This window comes from Pseudomonas sp. BT76 TE3572, from assembly GCF_050435365.1.
Taxonomy (GTDB): domain Bacteria; phylum Pseudomonadota; class Gammaproteobacteria; order Pseudomonadales; family Pseudomonadaceae; genus Aquipseudomonas; species Aquipseudomonas fluorescens_W.
Map to the genome: position 1 here is coordinate 6,024,337 of NZ_JBNDKE010000001.1, position 20,190 is coordinate 6,044,526.

The following is a 20,190-nucleotide window of genomic DNA, read 5'->3' on the forward strand; positions in this document are numbered from 1 at the left end:
CACATGATTCAGGTTACACAAAAGGATGCTTTTTATTCTCACGTCAAGGCACAGCGGTCCGCGGTCTGGCCGGTGGCCACTGGCGTAACGTTCGTCAGTCGCGCCGAGCATCACAATTGGGGTATTGCCCTGCACCTGGAGGGCTGGACGTTGCGGCCCGAGCAGTTGCGCGACGCCTTGCAGCGTCGTTTCTCGCAGGCGGAGTTGTTCAGCGACTATTTCCTGTTTCTCGATGTGCAACGCGATTTCGTTGTCTGGCATGCAGCGCCCGGTGTGACGGGTTCGCTGGTAACGCTGGACTATATCCGCCAGCATCAATTGATGCTGGTAGGTCTCGATCACTTGAACGACATTAGCCTCTGATCAGTCCGGCGCCGGAGGGTCGTCGACGGCGTTGCGCACCGCGGCATGAGCCTGGAAGGTCTGGTTGATCGTGCGGTAGGCCAATCCCATTGCGGCCGCCGTGGCCCCATTGCCCAGAAAGCTCGCCAGCATGGGTGACACACGATCTCGTGCCACCAGCTCACCCATAGCCATGTTGGCTGCACTGGCAAGGCTGCTCCAGCTCATGCGGGCCAATGACTGATCGAGTACGCGTCCATAATCCTTGAGAGGAAGGCTGGGCTGGAAACTCTGCGAAACACCCGATTGTTCAGCGTCCAGATGCCTGGACACATGCCCATCCATGATCGAGACGAGGGTGTTGAAACCCGAGCGCGTTGCTGCCAGCAACAAGATCGATTTGGCCAATGTCTCACCCCGCAAGGGCTGTTGATGGGCATCGGTCAGGTCCGGACTGGATAAGGTTTGGCCCGCCGGCAAGATGCCCTGATTAACTGAGTCCTGGACAAACCCCATGGCCAGCGTCATGGCGCTGTAGATCCAGCCCAAGGTTGCCATGTTGTCTTCGTTGACCCCGCTGGTTTCTTTACCACCAAGGATGCCGGTCATGCTGAGGCTGGCCTGCAGGGTTTCGCGTGAAACTGCGTACGTGAAATGACGCAATTGGGTTGCGATCACCCGAGCGCTGAGGGCGCCATCGCCTCGTGCGGCGCCCAGGGAAGCGATGCCCAGATACATCACTTCGGCAACCACCTGGTTGCGTGTGACGTTGCGTGAGTCCTGCTGTTGTCGGTGACTCAGCGTATCGCGCTCTGCGGGTGATTTCGCGTTCCAGTCTTGAGTGCTCAAGCCAAAGTGGCCGCGCACCGCCACCGTGGAATCGGCACCCAGCCGATCCATGCGTGGATGACGCACGTACACATGGCTGGCAATGCTCGCCATGGAAACCACTGCCTGCAACCCTAGCGCGGCCTGCGGATTTTTCTGCGCGATGCTGTTGGCCAGAAGACTGTAGGTGTGCATGAAGACCACCTCCGCTGCCAGCGTGGGCAGGCCGCAGTTGGCCACCTGTTGCAAGGTTTGGCCGACCGCTGCCAGGGTAGCGCGCCCGGAGGGCAGATTGGCAACGCTGTCGCTCCAGCTTTGCAGCGCGCGGTGCTTCAGGCTCCGGCCCGCAGCGCTGCCGATTTGGACTGTTTGATCACGCAGTTGGCCACTGTGGCGGGCGACCGATTGCAGGGTCGGGTCGAGGTAGTCGCGGTGAAAGCGTTGGTTCAAACCGGCGAACGCCTGGGTGGCACGCGCTTGCATGCCCGGTCTTGCTCGGGGCTGCAGGCCTTGCTCCAGAGCGGAGGCTTGGCCGGCACGGTCGCTCATTTCAATGGAGGATGGGTGAAACGTGGCCGCAGGAGGCCGGGGTATCCGATCACTCATAGCCTGGACCTGGTGACGGACGACGCCGCTGGACGGCTGCCCATAGCGCCTGCCAATTGGGCGAAATCACCCAGCCAGTCGCCCAAGGCAATGCCGTCCAAGCCCTTGGAATCCCACCGTGCCTGCAGACAGGCACCATGAGGTGCAAGCGCTACCGCGCAGCCGGTCAGGGTCATCAACTCCAGGTTGGCGCGCAGGGCGAGCGTGCGTTGGCTGCTGCTATGCAAGGGGCTGTTGATAGCGGTACTGATCAGCAGGTGACGCTCGTCACCGTCTGCAATGATTTCCAGGGATTGCTTGCCGATACGAATGACCCCGATGGTGTCGATGGTCTGAGCCGGCGTGGTGTTGCCCAGGTGTTGCAACGCCTGAACGAGAAAGGAACGATGCCAGCTGTGGGCTATTGCATCCTTGCCGGACGCTGGCCGGGTGGGCGTGGAGGGCGGCTCGGCCAGGGTCTCGGAATGGGTGGGTCTGGTGCTGAGCGCGGTCGCTCCGGCGATCAGGCTCTCGGCTAAAGCAATCAGCACAGCGAGCGCTTCGCCCAACTGTTCGGTATCGGAATAGGCTTGCATGCTGAGTCGATTGAGCAGCAGCCCTTGGCCCTGTTCGTCGATGGCGGCGGCGCACGTGCTTATGGCACTCATGGCGCAGTTACTGCGCAACAGCAATTCGTTCCAAAGCAACGGTGGCACATCGTTCGGGCGCGACAGCAAGCCGAGTGCCAGCCATTGTGGCTGCGGGGCGTCGCGCCAGGGTTGCAATTGGATGGCCAGGCCAGGCAGTTGCAACAGGCCGCAATTGGCGAAGTTTTTTGCCTCTGCGGCGCTGAGCCCCAAATGCAACGCTGCACTCTGCAGCCAGGGCCGTGCCAGCGGATCGATCGGCGATTTTACCGGCGTGTCCAAGGACGGCCGAAAAGGTAAATTCATGGTTCGGCTTCCGTGGCGGTTTTGAAACCAGTTAACCGCCTTTCGGTGACAGTTTCATGACTGAAGTCAGGGCGCCTCTACTCGGATCACCTCATCGGTGATTTCGTCGAGTTGGCGAACCACCTGATAGATGTGCGCCACGGCCAGCAAAGTGGTGCGCGGGATGTGCCGGCCGTCACCGACCTTGTACAGCGTGCGCGCCAGCCACACGCTCTGGACGACCGGAATTTTTGCGCGTTTAGCGCGCTCGATCAGGGACAGGGCATCGTCGTCCTGACCTTTGCAATGAATCACTGGTAAGGGCGTTACACCGGGTCGGTAATACAAGGCCACCGCATAGTGGGTAGGGTTGACCACCAGCATGTCGGCGTCTTCCACAGGCTTGCGTGGCGTCGTGGGAGCCTGATTCAAGAGCTCTTTAGCCAACTGGCGGCGATGACCCTTAACGTGAGGGTCGCCCTCGGCCTGTTTGTATTCCTTCTTGATATCGTCATGGCTCATGCGCAGTTTTTTAGCGTGGAAATATTTTTGCAGAGCGAAATCGACAATACCCATGGCCAGCAGCAGGCCCAGGGTGACACGCAATATATGCCGGAATACTTGCGCCAGTGCGTGCCAATAGGTGGTCAGATCCGAGTCTGCCAGCAGGATCAAGGTATTTAGTGAAGGCTTGATCTGCACGTACAGTACCGTCGCGATCGCCGTGGCCTTGAGGATGCTCAGCAGCAGGTTGGTGATGTTCTGCCCGGACAGCATCTGCTTGGCATGGGCAAACGGATTAAGCTTGGCGAGGTCCAGTTTCAGGGCTTTGGGGGCGAACAGAAAACCGAACTGCATCCAGCTGCCGACCAGATGCGTCAACATCGCCACACCCACACTGCTGAGGATGAAGCCGATCAACACGGTGATTCCCTCGCTGCCGATTTGTGCGAGCGAATGGAGGAAGGGCTTACCCACTTGATTTAGCGACAGTGACAGCAGGTATTGCAAACGCACCATGCTTTCATCCGCCAGACTCAGGGTGACTTCGCTGACCGCCAGCAGCACCAGCAGTTTGCTCAAGTCCTGGCTTTTACCGACGTCACCCTTCTCCCTGGCATCGCGAACCTGCTTGGGGGTAGCCTTTTGTGTTTTTTCGCTCATGGTACCTGCACCAAATGCCGCATCAAGTGCTTGAGATCCAACAGCTGTTGCAATTGCCCATTGCCCAGTTCAAGCAGCGTGGGCAAATAGATCAGCAGAAAGGCCAGGCCCGCGATGCTCTTGGCGGGCATGGCCAGTATCGAGACGTTGAGCTGTTGCGCGTAGAGACCAATGATCGCCAACGCAGCCTCGATCAATAACAGCAGACCGATAAAAGGCGCTGCATACAACATGACGTGTTGCAGCGTCTGGTTGAGTTGTTCGAGGAACGTGTCGAGACCCTCCACGGTCATGCCTGGCAGCCATGCGGTGGGTGGCCACACGATGTAACTGTCCCAAATCACCTGAGTGATCAGCGACAGACCACCGGACAGGATTACCAGCATGACCAGCATCTCCTGGAATGCCTCGCCCATTGGCGTGGCATCGGGCCCCAGCGCCGGGTTGATCTGCCCACCACTGAGTGCCCCGCGCTGGCTGTCGAACAAGGCGCCCACCGAGGCGAACATCCAGAACGGGGCATACAGCAGAAGGCCGAGCAGGGTGCCCAGCACGACCTCTTTGATCAGCAGACCGGCGATCTCAAGCCAGGCATCACCGTGGATCGTCAACGCGTGGCCGATCGAGGGTGCCGGCACCATCGCCACCACGGCCACCACGGCATAGCGCACCGGCCCCTTCAGGTATTTGAAACAGAACGCTGGCACCAGGACCATGCACGGCAGCAGGCGTGCCATGCCCAGGCCCATACCCAGCAGCAGTTCAAAGAGGCCTTGGGCGTCGAAGGGCATTTAGTGCGCGCCTCCGGTCCGGGCGATCAGGTCAAACGCCATGTTGATGAACTGGATCAATTCCACGCCGATCCAGCGCCCGGTCGCGGCAAGCGTCAGGCCTACTGCCGCCAGCTTGACCCCAAATGGCAAGGTCTGGTCCTGAATCTGCAGCAGTGCTTGCAGCAGCGAGGTCACCACGCCCACCAGCACCGCTACGCCAAGAGGCGGGGCAGTGAGAATCAGCACCAGAAACATGCCTTGCTTGAACAATGCCAACGCTTCCATGGCAACCTCACATGTACGAATAAAAAAGGCTGTCGAGCAGGCGGGTCCAACCTTGCACCAAGACGAAGAGCAGTAGCTTGAGCGGCAGTGAAATGGTCATTGGTGACACCATCTGCATACCCAGCGCCAGCAACAGGTTGGAGACAATCAGGTCAATGACGATGAAGGGGATGTAGATCAGAAAACCGATCTCGAAACCGGCCTGCAATTCGGACAGTACGAACGCTGGAATCACCAGCATCAAGTCGTCCTTGGTCGCCTTGTCGGCCATTTCCTTGGGCCACATGCGCCGGGTGTTGTCGAGCAAATGAGCGATCACCTCTGGGTCAGTGTTGCGGCTCATGAAACGCTGCAGCGGTGCGATAACCGTGTCGGCGCTGGCCTGGAGTTTTTCAGTGCTGCCCAGCTCCAGCGGACGGTCGTGCACGCGTTGCTGTATCTCATGGGCAACCGGCGCCATAACGAACATCGTCGCCGCCAGGGCGATACCGTACAGGGCCATGTTCGGCGGCACTTGCTGCACACCGATGGCATTGCGGGTGATCAGCAAGGTCATGGATATTTTCAAGAACGCGGTGCAGACGATCAGCAAAAATGGAACCAGCGACAACGAGCCGAGAAACAGCGCAAGTACAACGGGGTTAATGCCTTCCATGACCATGTCAGGAGGCCATCCGCGTGATCTGCAGGCCGAGGCGCCCGTCTACATCCACCAGCTCACCCTCAGCGACCACTCGCTCGCCGTGACACAACGTGGCATGTCCCGGTGTGATACCGGACACCTCCAGAACCATGCCTGAAGCCAGGCACCGCAATTGGCCCAGGGTCAGGGTCAGGTTGCCACAGCGCAGGGTGAGCTCCATAGGCAACTGCTCCAACGGATCCGGTGCAGGGGTGTCGGATTCCGGAAGCTCGGACTCATGGTCGGCGGTGTCCTGTTCCTTGTCGTACTCGTACTCCAATTCTTCTCCGTCACTTTCTTCGGATAACAGCTCAACCTTGTCCTGATACAGATCGTCATCGCCCATTTTTAAAGTCTTCCTCATGGCTCAGTCGCAAAGTAAGTCGTTGGGCATGGGCCTCTATGCCCGCCTCCCAGATTCGGCCCGCCAGGTCCAGGCGGCCATTGCCCTCACTGTCGAAATGGCAGTGGCCGGGCAACACCACGTCGCCCGGGCGCAAGGACGCCAACTGCTCCAGGGTCAGGGAAAGTTGGCCGATGACTAGTGGATGGGAGATTTGCCAGTCATCACCCATTGGCGATTGATGTGCCTGCCAGGGCGCGCCGGTCAATAGGCGAAGCAGGGTGTCTGGGTCAGTGGCAAGTAGCGCGTGGACGGACTCAGTACCCAGGCGCACATGAAGTCGGCATTGCACCTCGGCGGCAAGCTTGCAACTGTCCTCTTCGACGGGTTGGATCGGCGCCAGCAGCGCGGCGATCGGAGCGCTCAGTTGTTGGTTCAGAAATTGCCAATACCAAGGTTGGTGGGTGCCTTGCAGCACCGCGGGCACGTCACCCAGCAGACTGAGTACCGCGCTGGCATCGCTCAGGCGCAAGAGCCCGATTGCACTGCGCAGCCATACCCCGTCGTTGCTCGCAAAAGTGCCGTACGTCACCGGACGCAGCGTCAACTCGCCCATCAGGCCCTGGGCGCTGAAGCCCAGTGTCAGGCCCTGACCCAGTTGGCGTGTGGCCTGGGCCAACCGTTGGTCGATTCGACGCAAGGACAACGGATTCATGAGTAGAAGTCGTCATGCAGTGACAACTGAACGTCATGCCCAAGCGCCTGACTCAGTGCTTCCTCGCACGCGTCCTGGCGAGATTGCAGGCGCGCCAATACGTCGGGGCGGGCGAAACCCAACTCAATCTCCCAATGGCTGTCGCGCTTATTGGCCTTGACGTGCACCTTGCCCAGATTGGGCATCAAAAGCGTAACGCTGAAGGGCTGCCCGGCCTGCGAAGGCAGTTGTTGGGCCAATTCGTCGATCAATTGTGTGGGCACACCCTCGGCGGGCAACGGCATGCTGAAATTGCTGCCCCCTGCGAATCCTGAATGGCTGGGCTCTTCGCTTACCGGCGGTATCAGCAGCTGTGAAAAAAACAAGCCGTCGGCGGCCATCGGGGTGTCGGCTGCCTGATGCTGCCACGTAACACGACCGCGCTCGGTTTCCCCGCGCTTAGCCGTCGACGGTGAGGCAGGGCGTGATTCGCTGGGCCCCGGACGGTCGGCGGGCGGGGCGACACGCGGCGCAGGTTTGGGTTGCGGCGTCGGTGGCGGGGTGGATTTGATGGGTGCGCTCATGACGGCTTAACCTTCTTCATGGATGGCTTCTTTCAGACAGGACAGTTTTTCCACCGCGCGCTGGCGTGCCTTGGCATTCTGGCGAGCTTGTTCGAGCAGAGCCTGTTGCGCATTAATTTGCAGGCATTGCTGATCGACCTCCTGACGGACTTCGGCTAGACGGTCGAGCATCCGGCGCTCTTTGTCGTGCCAGCGATCGACCTCAGTCATTGTCAGAGTTTGTTGCAGGTGAATGTCGGCTAGGCCTTGACGGCGCTCGCGCTGATTGATTCGTTCCTGGCCCAACGTTGCTTGGGCCTGGGTCAATTGATCGTGCATCGTTGCCAGTTCCGCCTGAGCCCGGCTCTGAGCGCGCTCGGCTCTGGCCTGACGATGCTGGCGCAAGGGTGTCAGTACACCGATCAACCTTTCCAGCTCGGCGTGTTGCGGATCGATTTCCAGTTCTTCATCCATGGCTACTCCGGCAATTGCGACGTCAGGTGCGTGAGGGCTTCGAGGGTGTTTTGTAACGGCACCGGTTCGCGCAGGTCTTGTTGCAGAAAGGCGTTGATGGCGTCATTGAGTTGAACCGCGCAGTCAGTGACCGGGTCGCTGCCGGGGTGGTATTCGCCCAGGCGCAGCAGCATTTCAACCTGGCGATACGACGCCATCAGGCGGCGCAACCGGTTGTTGGCCCGCTGATGCTCGCGACTGCTGACGTTGCCCAGGACTCGGCTGATGCTGGCCTGCACATCGATGGCGGGGTAATGCCCGCGTTCGGCCAGTTTGCGCGACAGCACGATGTGGCCGTCCAACAGCGAGCGCACTTCATCTGCCACCGGGTCATTCATCGAGTCCTGCTCGATCAACACGGTGTACAGCGCTGTGATCGAGCCGGTTTCGCTCATGCCTGCGCGCTCTACCAGGCGCGGCAGCAGAGTGTACACCGATGGCGGCAGGCCGCCGCGGCCCAGGGGTTCGCCGGCAGCAATACCGATTTCCCGTTGCGCACGGGCGAAGCGGGTCAGGGAGTCAATCAACAGCAGCACTTTGCGGCCTTTGGCCCGGAAGGCCTCGGCGATGGCGGTAGCGGTGAATGCGGCTCGGGCGCGCTCCATGCTTGAACGGTCGGAGGTGGCGCAGATCAACACCGAACGTCGGCGCAGGGTCTCGTCCAGCTCATGATCGAGAAACTCGCGCAGCTCACGACCTCGTTCACCGATCAGCCCGAACACGATGACATCGCACCCCATGTTGCGGGCCAATTCGGCCATCAATGTGGTCTTGCCACAGCCGGCACCGGCAAACAGCCCGACACGCTGGCCTTCGCCCAAGAGCATGGCGCTGTCGATGGCCCTGATGCCGGTGGGCAACGCACAAGTGATGCGTGGGCGTTCTGTGGCTGGCAGGGCATCGGCGATCACCGGCCGGGTGACACGACGGTCATGGAGGCCGGCAAAGGCGCCGGTAGCGTCACCCGAGAGCGGACGACCGAAACCATCGAGTACGCTGCCCAGCAGACTATCGTCCACGCCGATGCGATGGGCGATGCCCAACGGGCGGATGTGGGCGCCCACTTGAATACCGTCCGGGGTGCCTAGGGCGCTGAGCAACGTGCATTGCGTGGTGAAACCGACGATCTCGGCCAGCATCACACTGCCGTCGGCCTTGCTCACTTCGCACAGGTCACCGATTCTCGCCGCGGGAATCTGGCACTCCAGCAAAATGCCGCTGACGGCGCTGACCCGGCCGCTGATGGTCGCCGCAGAAAAATTTTCCAGCCTGGCGACATGCCCGGCTTTCCATTGCGCCAATGCCGCGTTCACCAGCGCAACTCATAATGACGGTCGCCATCGAACTCGACGCGCTGATCATCGATGCGCGTCAGGCGCAACCCTTGCAACTCGTCACCGATGTACAACCGGTGGCCATCGGCGGTCACCAGATGCGCGCGCGGGCCCGATATGATCTGCACGATCACGAACGGCAGGCCAGTGCTGGAGGTGGCAACGTTATCGATCAATGGCACGGGGGAATCGTAGCGATCCTTGAAGCGTTGGAGCATCCGCTGGTACACCTCCAGCGATTCTGCCTTGAGGTTGCCGCTGATCGTCATGCCTTCAGGCGTCTGTTGCACGCTGATGTCATTGAGCATGCGCTCGCTGAGCATGGTGCTGAGCTGGCGCCGCGCATCCTCGGCGTCTACCAGAGAAATGCGCTTGCCGGAGAAGACCGTTTTGGTGGCGTCTGAAATTGCAACCGGTTCGAGCGTTGAGGAAGGCGTGCGAGTCAAGGTCCAGGCGCTGCCGACAATGCCGATCAGCAGGCCCATGATCACCCCGCTGACGCGATTGAAAACCCGTGAGCGGATGGCGATCTTCTCACGCGGCAAGGTGCCGGACGACGGCTGTGCCGGGGTATCGGTCTGCGTGTTGGCGGCGGTGGGTGCGGGTACTGCTGGCCAGGCATCCTCGGCCGCGGCCAAGCACAGCCATACCGAGCCCAACGTGAAATTACGGTTGAGTGTCAACACCGTCACCGGGTGCGCATGCCCTTGCTCGTCGCATACAACGCCGTCCTCTGCGCTCAGGGTCCAGTCGTCACCGACCCGCTGCAGGCGGCAGTGCAGGCTCGCCATGCCGGGGTCAAACAGCGCCAGATCCTGTGCCGCATCGGCACCGATCAGCCATTGCTCGCCAATCAGTGGCAACGCAGCCCCCTGATGCAGTCCGCTCAATACCCGTAATTCAAACATCCGGTCTTCTCCAGGTGAATCAAGCGGCGTACTCGTTATCAAAGGGTTGCTCGTCGTCATCCAGATCAAAACGACCCATGACCTTGACCTGGGCGGTGTTGCTTACCTCGGCGAATGACAGCACGGGGACATGGTGGAATTCTTCCTGCAACAATGTCCTCAGCGGGCTGCGCAGGTCCTGGGCGACGAGTAGCACGGCCTTGTCCAACGAGCGCAGGGGGAAGGCTATGTACAGTTGCTCCATCAGTAGCTGGCTGGTTCCGTGCTCCAGTGCGAAGAAAGTCTCGCTCTGCGTCTGACGCAGACCGTCGCGCAGAATGCCTTCGCTTTCCGGCGTCAGCAGCCACACCAGTAAGCCCTCGGGGCCGCAGTATTGATGAAAGATCTGAGACTTGAGGGCGATGCGCACGTAGTCGGTCAGAACGGTGATTTCCCGCTCATGCTGACCGTGCTCGATCAGGCATTCGGCAATCACGCGGACGGCTCGCAGCGGTATGCATTCGGAGGCCAGGCGTTGAAGTACCGCGGAGAAGCGCGCCAGGGGCAGCACACGCTGCATTTCCTGGGCAAGTTCCGGTTGCTCGGTTTCCAGCCAGCCGAGAATCGCTTTGGTTTCCTGCAGGCCAATGAACTGCGGGCCACAGGCCTGCAGTACCCGCTCCATGCGCTCGATGATCAGGGTCATGGCACTAACCGACTCAATGTCGTTTTCCAGAAGGAGCGGGGAATCGCTGGGCATCCAAACCCACTGACTTTCCTGGCGGTCGGCGCTGCCGGGTACAGCTGATTCAGACAGCGCCCGAACGTCGACGGCAACATGGGTCTGAGTGAACGTGGCCTTGAGCAGCGGAACCTCGTAGACCGAGAAGCGGAACTCGTCATATTCCAGGTCGGCGGCGCGCTCGATGATGAAGGAGGGCAGGGTCAAACCGAAATGCACCACCAGGCGGTTGCGTCGCTGGCGTATTTCGCTGACCAGCGCTTCCACCTGATCGTTGTCCTGCCCGGGATGGAACTGTAGGACGAACTGGCGGCTCGGCAGGATGGTGCGCAAATCTTCGCGACCATTCATTTCCGGCGAGACTGCGACAGGCTGCTCCTGATCCGTCTTAGGCTTGGCGCGTTGCAGTTGCAGCAGGCCGCCAAAGCCGCAAATGAACGCAATCACCAGGAACACCGCCGTGGGCATGCCCGGTAGCGCAGCGAAACCGAGCATGGCCATCGCTGCCATGATCCAGGCTTTGGGTTGGCTGGTGATTTGCTCAGCGATCTCCCGGCCGATGTTGGCTTGCACGGGATCGCCGCTGGGCACGCGGGTGATGATCATGCCGCAGGTCACTGAAATCAGCAGTGCGGGAATCTGGGCAATGAGGCCGTCGCCAATGGTCAGTACCGTGTACAGCTGCAGGGCGTCACCACCGGTCATGCCGTGCTGCATTACGCCGATGGCGATACCGCCGATCATGTTGATAGCAACGATGATCAGGCTGGCGATGGCGTCGCCGTTGACGAATTTCATGGCACCATCCATGGCGCCGAACAGCTGACTTTCCTTGCCCAGTTCAGCCCGTCGTGTACGGGCTTCGTTGACCGTGATCAGGTTGGCACGCAGGTCGCTGTCGATGGACATCTGCTTGCCGGGCATGGCGTCCAGGGTAAAACGTGCACCCACCTCGGCCACGCGCTCCGAACCTTTGGTGATGACCATAAAGTTCACCACGGTGAGGATCAGAAAGATCACCAGACCCACCGCCAGATTGCCGCCAACCACGAACTGCCCGAAGGCTTCGACGATGTGTCCGGCGTCCTGGTCGAGCAAGATCAGACGCGTGGTGGAGATCGACAATGCCAGGCGGAACATGGTGGTCAGCAGCAGCACCGCCGGAAAGGTGGAGAAAGCCAGCGGTCGGGGAAGGTGCATGGCCAGCATGATCAGCAGGCAAGAGATGCAGATGTTGATGGCGATCAGTACATCCACCAGCCATGTGGGCAGCGGGGTGATCATCATGAACACGATGGCGATTACCACAAACGCGCCCACTACTTCCGAGCGACGCATGGCGGCCAGGGCGAGCTGATTCAGCAGATTGATGATTTTGTCCATCAGGCAATGCCCCTCTGGTTCTGTTCCTGCTGCGTGAGTTGGGCCATAAGCATGAGCAGGTTGCTCAGGGCGTTCTGTCGGCTTTTGATGTCACGCCAGAGCAGCATCGGCAGTTGCTGCAGCATTGGCCGCAGACCGTTGAGAAACGCGAGCTGATGCTTGAGTTGTTTACCGCCGATGTGTTGGCTCAATTGCAGTGTTTCGTTCAGGCTCATGCCCTTGCCGGATAGCGCCAGCAGCTGCTTGAGGAACGCCGGCGGGTTGACATTCAACTCGGGATTCTTGCGGCGCATGCGTCCCAATAAATGCTCGCAGCCATGCAGCAAGGTGGCGACATGCCGTGCGGTGTTGAGGCCGTGCATGAGCGTGCGCAGTTGTTGCTGCGAGGCCGACGGCGTCAGTGCGGCCAGGTCATCGGCGATGGCGCTGCGCATGTCGCGCAACGTCAGTTCGAACTGGCCAGGTTCTTCTTGCTCGCTCATCAGCGCATCGATCAACCCGACAATGTTTTGTTGACCCGCCACCGCGCTGCTGTAGAGCGAGCGCAGGGTGCCTCGGCGACGCGTATTCAGGTTCGAACGGGCGAAGGCTTTGGCGCTGTTGATACCGGCGCGGCTGTGCCTGCCGAACTTTGCGCGCAGCAGGTTCAACTGCTGCGCAAGCGTCACGTGCTCCCCCGTCGCACCTTCGTTTCGCGCCTGTTTGGCTGCAGCCTGCAACATTACATGGGCTTTGGCGGCGTCATCGCCGGCGAAGGCCATCACCATTGCCAGGCTCGGAATCTGGCTTTGCAATTGTTTGCGCAGCGCTCGTGCTGCGCCGGCGAGGCTTTGTTCGTGTGCACCCGTCAGCTGTTGGTACAGCTCACTCAATTTGACCGCATGCGATTGCAACAAATTGCTGCTGGCGAGCAGATCGCGTTGGCTCAAGGTCTTGCTTTGCTGAACCAGCGCCGTGGCGAATCGCGCTACCTGTTGAGCCGTAGTCCCACCAGCAGGGGAGGGCGTAAGTGTGGGTGTTTGCAAGGGGGCAAGTGCGGTCTTCGTCGGCGCGACCACGGGCATTTGCAGCGGATAAACCGAGGTGGGGGCGGCGATTTTCATAAGGCGGTTCTGAGCATTGTCATGTGCTCTGGGTGGGCCACGGTGGTGTTCTGGTTCCATGCCTCTGACGGTCTTGGTATTTGTGCCAATCGCCGTCGTGCCGTGGAGTGCTTTATGCAAGTTCTTGCACAGAAGGGTGGTTTGGGGTTTTTTTAATCTTTTAAAATCAATAAATTACGGTTTTTTTTAGCTGGCATACATATCGCTATGGGACTTGCACACTTCTAAGTAAGAGTAAGCCCCCATGTTCCCCAACGACTCGACATCCACCCCCACGCCGCCAGCCGGCATTCGTCAACTCACGAGTGACCAGATGCAGATGCTGCGAGCGTTTATTTCCAAGCGCGTGATGAACCCGAACGATGTTGACGATATCCTGCAAGGCACTTTCCTTGAAGCGCTGCGCTGCGAGCACAAGTTCCAACACGCCAGTAAGCCGCAGACCTGGTTGTGCGGTATCGCACTGAACCTTATCCGTAGTTACTTTCGACGTATGTACCGCCAGCCCTATCAGGAAAGCTGGGACGACCACATACACTCCGATATCAGCAGCCAGGGTGAAGGCGACATTGGTCATCAGGTCGACGACCACCGGCAGTTGGTGCGGGCCGTCGAGGCTATAGGCTCCTTGTCCTCGAATATGCAGCAGGTGATCGAGGTGGCTCTGGAAATGGACGGGAATTACCAGCAAACGGCGACGTCACTGGGCGTGCCCATCGGTACGGTGCGCTCGCGCCTGTCACGGGCACGCGAGCAGTTGAAGCGTCAGATAGATCCTTTTGCGTGAGCCCAATCCTCCTGTGGCCGGGGCAGGCCCAGCACGGGGGGACGTTCAAGCGTTCATGACCTATGGGTTGCTATTCGTACCGCTGGGGCCAGCTTGGCCTTCTTCGGCTGCTCTGAGCCTTTGGGTTTCGTCTTCCATCCCCGCGGACTCTATGGCCGAAGACAGAACCTGCATCGGGACAGGTTTGTCAGTTGCGACCGTCGACGGCCGAGTGCGCGAGGTCGTCGCTCTGGAGTAGGCTTCGCCACCCTTGACTGCGCCTGCGTCCAGCGCTTTGGTAATGTCCACCAGGACCTGCGGTGCGATCTGTAGCACACCTCGCCCCATGTGAGTCGCGTTTTCCAATGCGTGCAACCCGCCACCCAGGGCTGCCTTTGAGGACATGTGAGGTAAATCCGGCCGACCGGGGGCGAAGACATTCCGCCTGGCGGTTTCGGTGCGATCGAATATCCGCGGGGCAGAAGGTTGCGCTGCCTTGCGTGCAGCGGTCTCGCCGGCGCTGGCTTGACTGGAATAGAGGGTCGACAAATAGCTGATCGACCCGGCAGCGGCGAGCAAGGCATTTTTCACAATCTGCGAACGGGTCAATGGAGATGGAGCAACATGTTCGGCAGCGGTGGGTGTTGGTTGGGCGACGGAGGGCAAACTTCCGTTAAAGATAGCGCTCTGTATGCCAGAAATACTTTTGCTGTAGAACGCCGTGCGTACCTTGCTTTCCCGCAGATCCAGCCCCTTGCCAAGTTCACTAGAAAAGTTCTTCGGCGCGCGGTCCGGTGCATACACCGGGAAGGTACGGTTCTTGTTATCGGTGAAGGTGGTGCCCAGTTGGATAGCAGCCTGCGCGCCGGCCGACATTGCACCTGCTGCCCCGGAGGCCAGTGCCCTGGCGGTCAAGGTCGTGCCATTGATCCGGGTCAGGTCATTGAGAAGTTGCCGCACCGCCTGGGCACCGCCGAATGACGTATAGGGGACCATCTCCCCAAGAACGTGCGTCGATGTGCCGAGTGCCTTTTTATCCGCGAGCCTGGTCCTTTGTTCCTTAACCGAGCTGAGCTCTTGAGTGAGTTCAGCCTCATTTTTGCTCGCCAGACGGCCGTCTACTTTTTTGAACGGTAGCGGGTCGGGGATCAGGGTGTTCGCGTCCACGGGTTTGAGCCCGACTATGTTTGCCTTCTCCGCAAGGGAAGTGGCTTGAAAAAATGCCTGGAACGCGGGCTTCACCACGGCGTTAACACTTTCGTGCGCAATTCCGGCGACCGTGCCGACGATTGCCGAGCGCGTGAGGAGTGCAGCGTCGTCGGGGTAACGGCTGTCCGCAGCTTGGTCGATGGCGGAGCGCGCATAGCCCAAATGGGTCATGGAAGCGATGAATTGAGGAATGCTCGCGGCGGCTATCGGGCCTGCCCAACCGGAAAAGCCAAGTGATTGGTGAGCGGTGTTGAGATCCTCGATTGTGGTGTTCAGGCCAGTGTGTTTGAGTACAGCGTCCAGCGATTTGGACGACTTTTTGAGGATCTCCTGCAAGGTATTGATGGCTGCCTGAATCGTTGCCCCTTCAGGGGGCTGCAGCTTTTTGACCTTCTCCTCCAGGTTGCCGATGAAGGTGTTCAGGGCGCCAGAGATTGCCGTGCTGCTCTGGTTGGCGTACTCGGCCAGGCTACGCCGGCTGGCTGCCAGCGCCTGGATGCCAGCGGCATCGGTGGGGCGGTTTTCCAGGGCGTCTTCTTCGTGCTCAAGATGAAGCAATGCCAGATGTTCGGTCAGTTGTTGCACGTGTTCGGTGAATGCTTGGCTCTGAAGCTTCGCGCTTTGTGCCCAATCAGTCGTTGGCGCAAGCCTGAGTTTCAGCTCAAGTGCCTGGAGTGAAGGTGCTTTGAGGGACAGATGCGACAGTACTTTTGCAAAACGTGCGGGGAAGGCAGGCGCGTAAGCCGAGTGGGTCGTCGGTGTATTGGGAGGTGGGCGGGGGATGACCGATTGGCGAGAAGCTTCAACCTGAAGCGATGGCGTGCTCGTCGCAGGAGAAACAGCGTCTGTAATCGCGCCGGAGCGCGCGACTTTCTGGATGTCAGACGCATTGGATGTTTGTGGCCGCGAGCTGATCGGCGTCATCATTGAAATCTCCTGGTTCGCTGCGAGGCATCGCTTGAGTGTGTCGTGTCTCGGTGTGTCTGGTTGACCGGTGTCGACGACGCTTGCGACGCCGCCTGTTGAAAGGCGCTCCTGCGCCATTCGCCAGCCAGTTGTGCGAAGGCTTTCATCGTCAGCAACAGTATCGGCGCAGTGGCGTCTGCCAGTTCGACCGATCCCATCAACAACACCCGTTTTGTCTCGTGATTGCAGGAGAACACCGGAGATTGGCCGCTGTGGAAGAGGTGAAAATTGATTTCCAGTAACGATAATAACACGGCGTCACGATTGCCCGACGGTAGTGGACCTATGTCGGCATAGATGGCCACCTGGTCACCTTGTTCCAGTGTGCGATGCTGCAGGCTGAAGTCGACTTTGTGGACCGTAAAATTCGCGGCTTCATGAAAATCCGGCGAATGAGGAATCAGGCTGAGGATGCAGATCTCGTCGATTAGTAATCGGTAGCGGTCCGTGGTCATTATTATTGTCTCTCGCCAAGGGTGTGAGTGAACTGCTCTAGGGGCATATTCGGTTGACTGCGTGGTCGTGAACGAACCATGGGTTCCCGATCCTTTCCACCCGACAGCCAAGCACTCTCCACTCAGGGAACCGACCTTCGCTTGGGACCACACAGTTGCATCCGTCATTCACGGAAAGCGATCACTTCGAGCATCCACCTTGGCGGCAAAACACGAAAACTTTCTGTTTGCTGTCGTTGCCTGAGGGGCGCCGGTGCCCATCCATTTTTACTATTTAAAAAGGGATTTCTTATGTCTATGACCATTCAACCGAACCCCTCTTTGCTGCGCCTCCAGGGGCAAGAGGATTCTCCTTCAACCGCTGAAACCTCCGCCGCGGGCCGTCTCCATGGGACTTCTTCGGCCACATCGGTTGGACAGGTACAGGCGACCAGTCAACTTGCGGACATCAAGGTCGTCATGAAAGAGGTGTTTGATAGTCATAGACAGTTGCTCACCCCTCACGCCCCCCTTGGATCCCCCGCAACACCAGCAGAGTTTCAGCGCATCACCGAACTCAACAAAGGCGTTGAGAAGCACAACGCGCAAATCGACAGCCTGATCGATAGCCGTGCTGCAAAACTGCAGGAGATGGGCGAAACCCCCGCCGACATCAGGGCCATGCTGAGCAAGGCGGGCACATTGGACCGGGTCTCGACCACCGCTTCGAGCGCTTTTCGTAGCATGCCCTTTGCGGCGGCGTCGGTACTGCAATACATGAAACCGCACATCAATGAAGGCAAGTGGCTACCCACCGCCCTGCAACCTCTGGCACCCTTTATCTCGGGGGCAGTTGTCGGGGTCATGGATACCGTTGGGACCGGCGTGATGAACCAGGTGACGGGCAATGCCCATTACCTCAAAGCGTCGCCGGCCCAGTTGCATGACGCCATGACGCATTCGCTCGAGAACAATGATCCCGGGAAGAAGCAAAAGATCCTGGACCACGGCATAGCCATTCAGGGCTACTCGGTGCGCAATGCGGCCCGTATCGGCCTGGGCACGATCATGGAGGTCACCGCGCCATTGGCCAAAGGCGCGGTGGACATCAGTGTCGCCGCGTTGGGAGGGATGGCGGCCGGCGCGGTCTATGGCAACCAAGTGCACACAACGGAACAGCGAGATTCGCTTAGAGGGGCGGCCTTTCTGTTTGGTCGCAAGGATACTCAACCAAAAGAAGATATGGCCGATGAAACCGAGTGGCTTGACGCTTACAAGGCCCTCAAGGACGCCAGTGTATCCAGCCTGGCGTTCAATGCTGCGAAACGTGTGGCAGGCCTGCCCGTCGACGTTTTAACCGACGGTTTAAGCGCAATTAGAAATCTCGCTACGCCTTCCGCTCTTGCTCAAAACGGAATTGGATTGTCCGCTGGATTCGCCGCTGTCGGTGTGTCTCAGGGAGCACTTGTGGGCCTTGTATCGCACCCGGTAGCCAAGGAGGCCGTTAGCCAAACGACCAATACAGTCTTGTCCGCCGGCGTTTTCGTAGGTTGGGCTGCGCTAAGCATCGTAACCGACTCGGTAGTCGATAAGGCCGAGAAGTTGCTCAAGAATGATGTAAAGGGCGCGCCAGCCACAGTCGCGAAGGTGGGTATGAAAGTAGGTAAAGCGGGTGTCGACGTCGGTATGAAAGTAGGTAAAGCGGGTGTCGACGTCGGTATGAAAGTGGGTAAAGCGGGTATTGACGCAGGCAAGGCGGGTATCGAAGAAGGGGTTAGGCTGGCCGCTCAAGGTGCTGACTATGCAAGAGTCACGGGCGCAAATCTGAATCGTCGTTATAACGAGATGACAAGTCGCCGCCGTCGACCGGATGTCGAAGCAGCAGGTGGGGACCAGGTCGCCAGTACAGGCAATACGGGCAATACGGGCGAGGACATCCCCATGGGTGTTATTGAATAAGTCGATGTTCCAGTTCGAGGATAGGGATAGGGAAGTGTCCGCTTTTGAACTCCTGTAACCGGGGTTTTAGGTGATCAGTCAACGTGACGGTCGTCGCGCCCGGTGATCCTGCTGGCCGCTCAAGGTTGTTCGCGGGTTGCAATAGCCCGCTTGGTTGGGTTTTCGCTGCGCTCAGCCACTCTTGTGTCAGCGTTTTCAAGAGCTGCGACTAGACGGTTTGAACGACATGCCAAGGCGCGGGCGCGGGCGAGTCCTCCTTGCCACCAGAGGCGCTAATCCGAGTGTTTGAGCAAGTGGTTCAACCACGTATTGGCCAGCCTCGCTGGAGCATGCTGAAGCATGGCGCGAGTCGCCGGCATCAGGAGTGGTTGGGACTTCTCAAAAAGATCAATCGCGAAACGCCCAAGCATCTTCAGCTGCATCTGATCGTGGACAACTATGCCACGCATAATCACCCTAAAGTGAAGGCATGGCTTGAGAAGCACAAGCGCTTTCACATGCACTTCACCCCGACCTCCAGCTCGTGGATGAAAATGGTTGGTATGCGTCCGGCTAAGTCATCTACCCAGCCCCGCATTGCCAAGGCATGGTGTGCACTTAAATTTGAGTGGGCACCAGTTCTAGCCTTTTAAGCGGGTATTTCATGCAGCCACGACGCCGTTCCTACGTAAGCGTCCGGCACACACGTCTTGTTGTTAAACGGGCGCCCACTTGTGCGGCAGCGACTGCGTAATCTCACTCGCCCGGTGCGGCGGCAGATGAATCAGCACGTCCTTCAGATAAGCCTACGGATCATGCCCGTTCATGCGCGCAGATTTGATCAAACTCATGATCGTCGCTACCCACTTTCCGCTGCGTAGCGATCCGGCAAACAACCAGTTCGAGCGTCCAAGCGCCCACTGCCGGATCTTGTTCTCTACTTGATTGTTGTCGATGGACACAGCCCCGTCGTCAAGGTAGCGCGTCAGCGCTATCCAGCGTTTAAGGCTGTAATCCAGAGCTTTGGCCGTTGCCGATCCTTTGGGCACGAGATCTAGCTGGGCTAACATCCAGTCATGCAGCGTTGCGATTATCGGAGCTGCTTTTTCTGTCGTATTCGCCAGCGTTCTTCTTCACTCATGTCCCGCGCTTGCCGTTCAACTTCATACAAGCCGCCAATCGAGTGAAGTGCCTGTTCGGCCAACTGGCTTTTATTCGCGACGTGCAGATCAAAAAGCTTGCGGCGGGCATGAGCCATGCAGCTGATTTCGGTCAGTACGAAAAACTACTATGCCCGGTTCAGCACCCGGCTTACCGGTCCTGGGCGAGCCGCTGATGTTGTCACAGTGCTTCCAGGCGGTCGGACTGACCTAAGCGCTGGTTAAGGCCCATGGGGCGAGTTGCGCGAAGCACGGCGACTATACCCACAGCCGTGGGAACCCCCAACCCCCTCCTGACCACCTACTAGGGCGAAGTTTGCTCAACTAGAGCAAGCCAATCTCTTCGTCTAACCCCGGGTTTAATATTGCAATGAATCCTATTAATTCAGGTATTCCAGCACAACACTACGCGACTTCAACCAATGTCAGTCAGCCATCGGCGTTACCTGGCTCAGGAGCCCAGCATTCTCACCCTACCAAGCTGCCACCGGCCAAACTTAGCCGTAACGCTCAATTAGCTCTAGATCAACTCGCAACCCAGTCCAATGTCGATCATCAACGCGT

General features: G+C 59.1%; 19 protein-coding genes and 2 pseudogenes. 4 read left to right on the forward strand and 17 right to left on the reverse strand.

All coding sequences use genetic code 11. The features are described from left to right. The first annotated feature begins 3 nt into the window (after window positions 1-3). Entirely contained in the window at window positions 4-363 is a 360-nt protein-coding gene (locus tag ABH912_RS27485) for a hypothetical protein (RefSeq protein ID WP_033060858.1), read from the forward strand. Here the strand turns inward: ABH912_RS27485 and ABH912_RS27490 are convergent, their stop codons facing one another. The 14 genes from ABH912_RS27490 to sctW form a co-directional block, all read right to left on the reverse strand. Next, window positions 364-1,653 carry a hypothetical protein gene (locus ABH912_RS27490; RefSeq protein WP_050482859.1) on the reverse strand — a complete coding sequence of 430 codons (1,290 nt, stop codon included), beginning with the start codon at window positions 1,651-1,653 and terminating at the stop codon, window positions 364-366. Window positions 1,654-1,772: 119 nt separating this feature from the next. Further along, window positions 1,773-2,708 carry a CesT family type III secretion system chaperone gene (locus ABH912_RS27495; RefSeq protein ID WP_050482858.1) on the reverse strand — a complete coding sequence of 312 codons (936 nt, stop codon included), beginning with the start codon at window positions 2,706-2,708 and terminating at the stop codon, window positions 1,773-1,775. Window positions 2,709-2,774: 66 nt separating this feature from the next. Then, window positions 2,775-3,851, reverse strand: coding sequence for a type III secretion system export apparatus subunit SctU (gene sctU / locus ABH912_RS27500; protein WP_033060856.1), 1,077 nt, complete (start codon window positions 3,849-3,851; stop codon window positions 2,775-2,777). Next, a complete protein-coding gene (gene sctT / locus ABH912_RS27505) occupies window positions 3,848-4,642 on the reverse strand; it encodes a type III secretion system export apparatus subunit SctT (protein ID WP_033060854.1) in 795 nt (264 codons plus the stop codon). The genes sctU and sctT overlap by 4 nt, the downstream gene beginning before the upstream one ends. Further along, complete coding sequence (sctS, locus tag ABH912_RS27510) at window positions 4,643-4,909, reverse strand: type III secretion system export apparatus subunit SctS (RefSeq protein ID WP_033060852.1); 267 nt, start codon at window positions 4,907-4,909, stop codon at window positions 4,643-4,645. 7 nt (window positions 4,910-4,916) lie between these two features. After that, window positions 4,917-5,570 carry a type III secretion system export apparatus subunit SctR gene (gene sctR / locus ABH912_RS27515; protein WP_033060850.1) on the reverse strand — a complete coding sequence of 218 codons (654 nt, stop codon included), beginning with the start codon at window positions 5,568-5,570 and terminating at the stop codon, window positions 4,917-4,919. Window position 5,571: 1 nt separating this feature from the next. Further along, window positions 5,572-5,937 (reverse strand): FliM/FliN family flagellar motor switch protein, encoded by a 366-nt coding sequence (locus tag ABH912_RS27520; protein WP_033060849.1) that lies wholly within the window; start codon window positions 5,935-5,937, stop codon window positions 5,572-5,574. Beyond that, window positions 5,927-6,649 carry a hypothetical protein gene (locus ABH912_RS27525; RefSeq protein ID WP_033060848.1) on the reverse strand — a complete coding sequence of 241 codons (723 nt, stop codon included), beginning with the start codon at window positions 6,647-6,649 and terminating at the stop codon, window positions 5,927-5,929. Before ABH912_RS27525 ends, ABH912_RS27520 begins: the two co-directional genes overlap by 11 nt. After that, entirely contained in the window at window positions 6,646-7,212 is a 567-nt protein-coding gene (locus tag ABH912_RS27530) for a type III secretion system HrpP C-terminal domain-containing protein (RefSeq protein ID WP_033060846.1), read from the reverse strand. Before ABH912_RS27530 ends, ABH912_RS27525 begins: the two co-directional genes overlap by 4 nt. A gap of 6 nt (window positions 7,213-7,218) precedes the next feature. Next, the gene (sctO, locus tag ABH912_RS27535) at window positions 7,219-7,665 is read right to left on the reverse strand and encodes a type III secretion system stalk subunit SctO (RefSeq protein WP_033060844.1); all 447 of its coding nucleotides are present in this window, start codon (window positions 7,663-7,665) and stop codon (window positions 7,219-7,221) included. A gap of 2 nt (window positions 7,666-7,667) precedes the next feature. After that, the gene (locus ABH912_RS27540) at window positions 7,668-9,017 is read right to left on the reverse strand and encodes a FliI/YscN family ATPase (RefSeq protein ID WP_033060843.1); all 1,350 of its coding nucleotides are present in this window, start codon (window positions 9,015-9,017) and stop codon (window positions 7,668-7,670) included. Further along, a complete protein-coding gene (locus ABH912_RS27545) occupies window positions 9,014-9,946 on the reverse strand; it encodes an FHA domain-containing protein (protein ID WP_033060841.1) in 933 nt (310 codons plus the stop codon). The genes ABH912_RS27540 and ABH912_RS27545 overlap by 4 nt, the downstream gene beginning before the upstream one ends. Before the next feature lie 19 nt (window positions 9,947-9,965). After that, window positions 9,966-12,050: a type III secretion system export apparatus subunit SctV gene (sctV, locus tag ABH912_RS27550; RefSeq protein ID WP_033060840.1), complete on the reverse strand. Its 2,085-nt coding sequence runs from the start codon at window positions 12,048-12,050 to the stop codon at window positions 9,966-9,968. Next, window positions 12,050-13,153 (reverse strand): type III secretion system gatekeeper subunit SctW, encoded by a 1,104-nt coding sequence (gene sctW, locus ABH912_RS27555; RefSeq protein ID WP_033060838.1) that lies wholly within the window; start codon window positions 13,151-13,153, stop codon window positions 12,050-12,052. The genes sctV and sctW overlap by 1 nt, the downstream gene beginning before the upstream one ends. Before the next feature lie 244 nt (window positions 13,154-13,397). Here sctW and ABH912_RS27560 point away from each other — a divergent pair, with 244 nt between their 5' ends. Beyond that, entirely contained in the window at window positions 13,398-13,940 is a 543-nt protein-coding gene (locus ABH912_RS27560; protein ID WP_033060836.1) for an RNA polymerase sigma factor, read from the forward strand. Window positions 13,941-14,000: 60 nt separating this feature from the next. Here the strand turns inward: ABH912_RS27560 and ABH912_RS27565 are convergent, their stop codons facing one another. Together ABH912_RS27565 and ABH912_RS27570 are read right to left on the reverse strand one after the other, a co-directional pair. Next, window positions 14,001-16,055, reverse strand: coding sequence for a hypothetical protein (locus ABH912_RS27565; RefSeq protein WP_050482857.1), 2,055 nt, complete (start codon window positions 16,053-16,055; stop codon window positions 14,001-14,003). Then, window positions 16,052-16,549 (reverse strand): CesT family type III secretion system chaperone, encoded by a 498-nt coding sequence (locus tag ABH912_RS27570; protein WP_033060835.1) that lies wholly within the window; start codon window positions 16,547-16,549, stop codon window positions 16,052-16,054. Before ABH912_RS27570 ends, ABH912_RS27565 begins: the two co-directional genes overlap by 4 nt. A gap of 291 nt (window positions 16,550-16,840) precedes the next feature. On the opposite strand from ABH912_RS27570, the gene ABH912_RS27575 reads away from it, so the two are divergent. Together ABH912_RS27575 and ABH912_RS27580 are read left to right on the forward strand one after the other, a co-directional pair. Beyond that, a complete protein-coding gene (locus ABH912_RS27575; protein ID WP_050482856.1) occupies window positions 16,841-18,487 on the forward strand; it encodes a hypothetical protein in 1,647 nt (548 codons plus the stop codon). Window positions 18,488-18,560: 73 nt separating this feature from the next. Continuing rightward, window positions 18,561-19,026, forward strand: a pseudogene (locus tag ABH912_RS27580) (transposase); the annotation flags it as partial. A gap of 156 nt (window positions 19,027-19,182) precedes the next feature. Here the strand turns inward: ABH912_RS27580 and tnpC are convergent. Further along, window positions 19,183-19,742: pseudogene (gene tnpC, locus ABH912_RS27585) on the reverse strand (IS66 family transposase); the annotation flags it as partial. Between the last annotated feature and the right edge of the window lie 448 nt (window positions 19,743-20,190).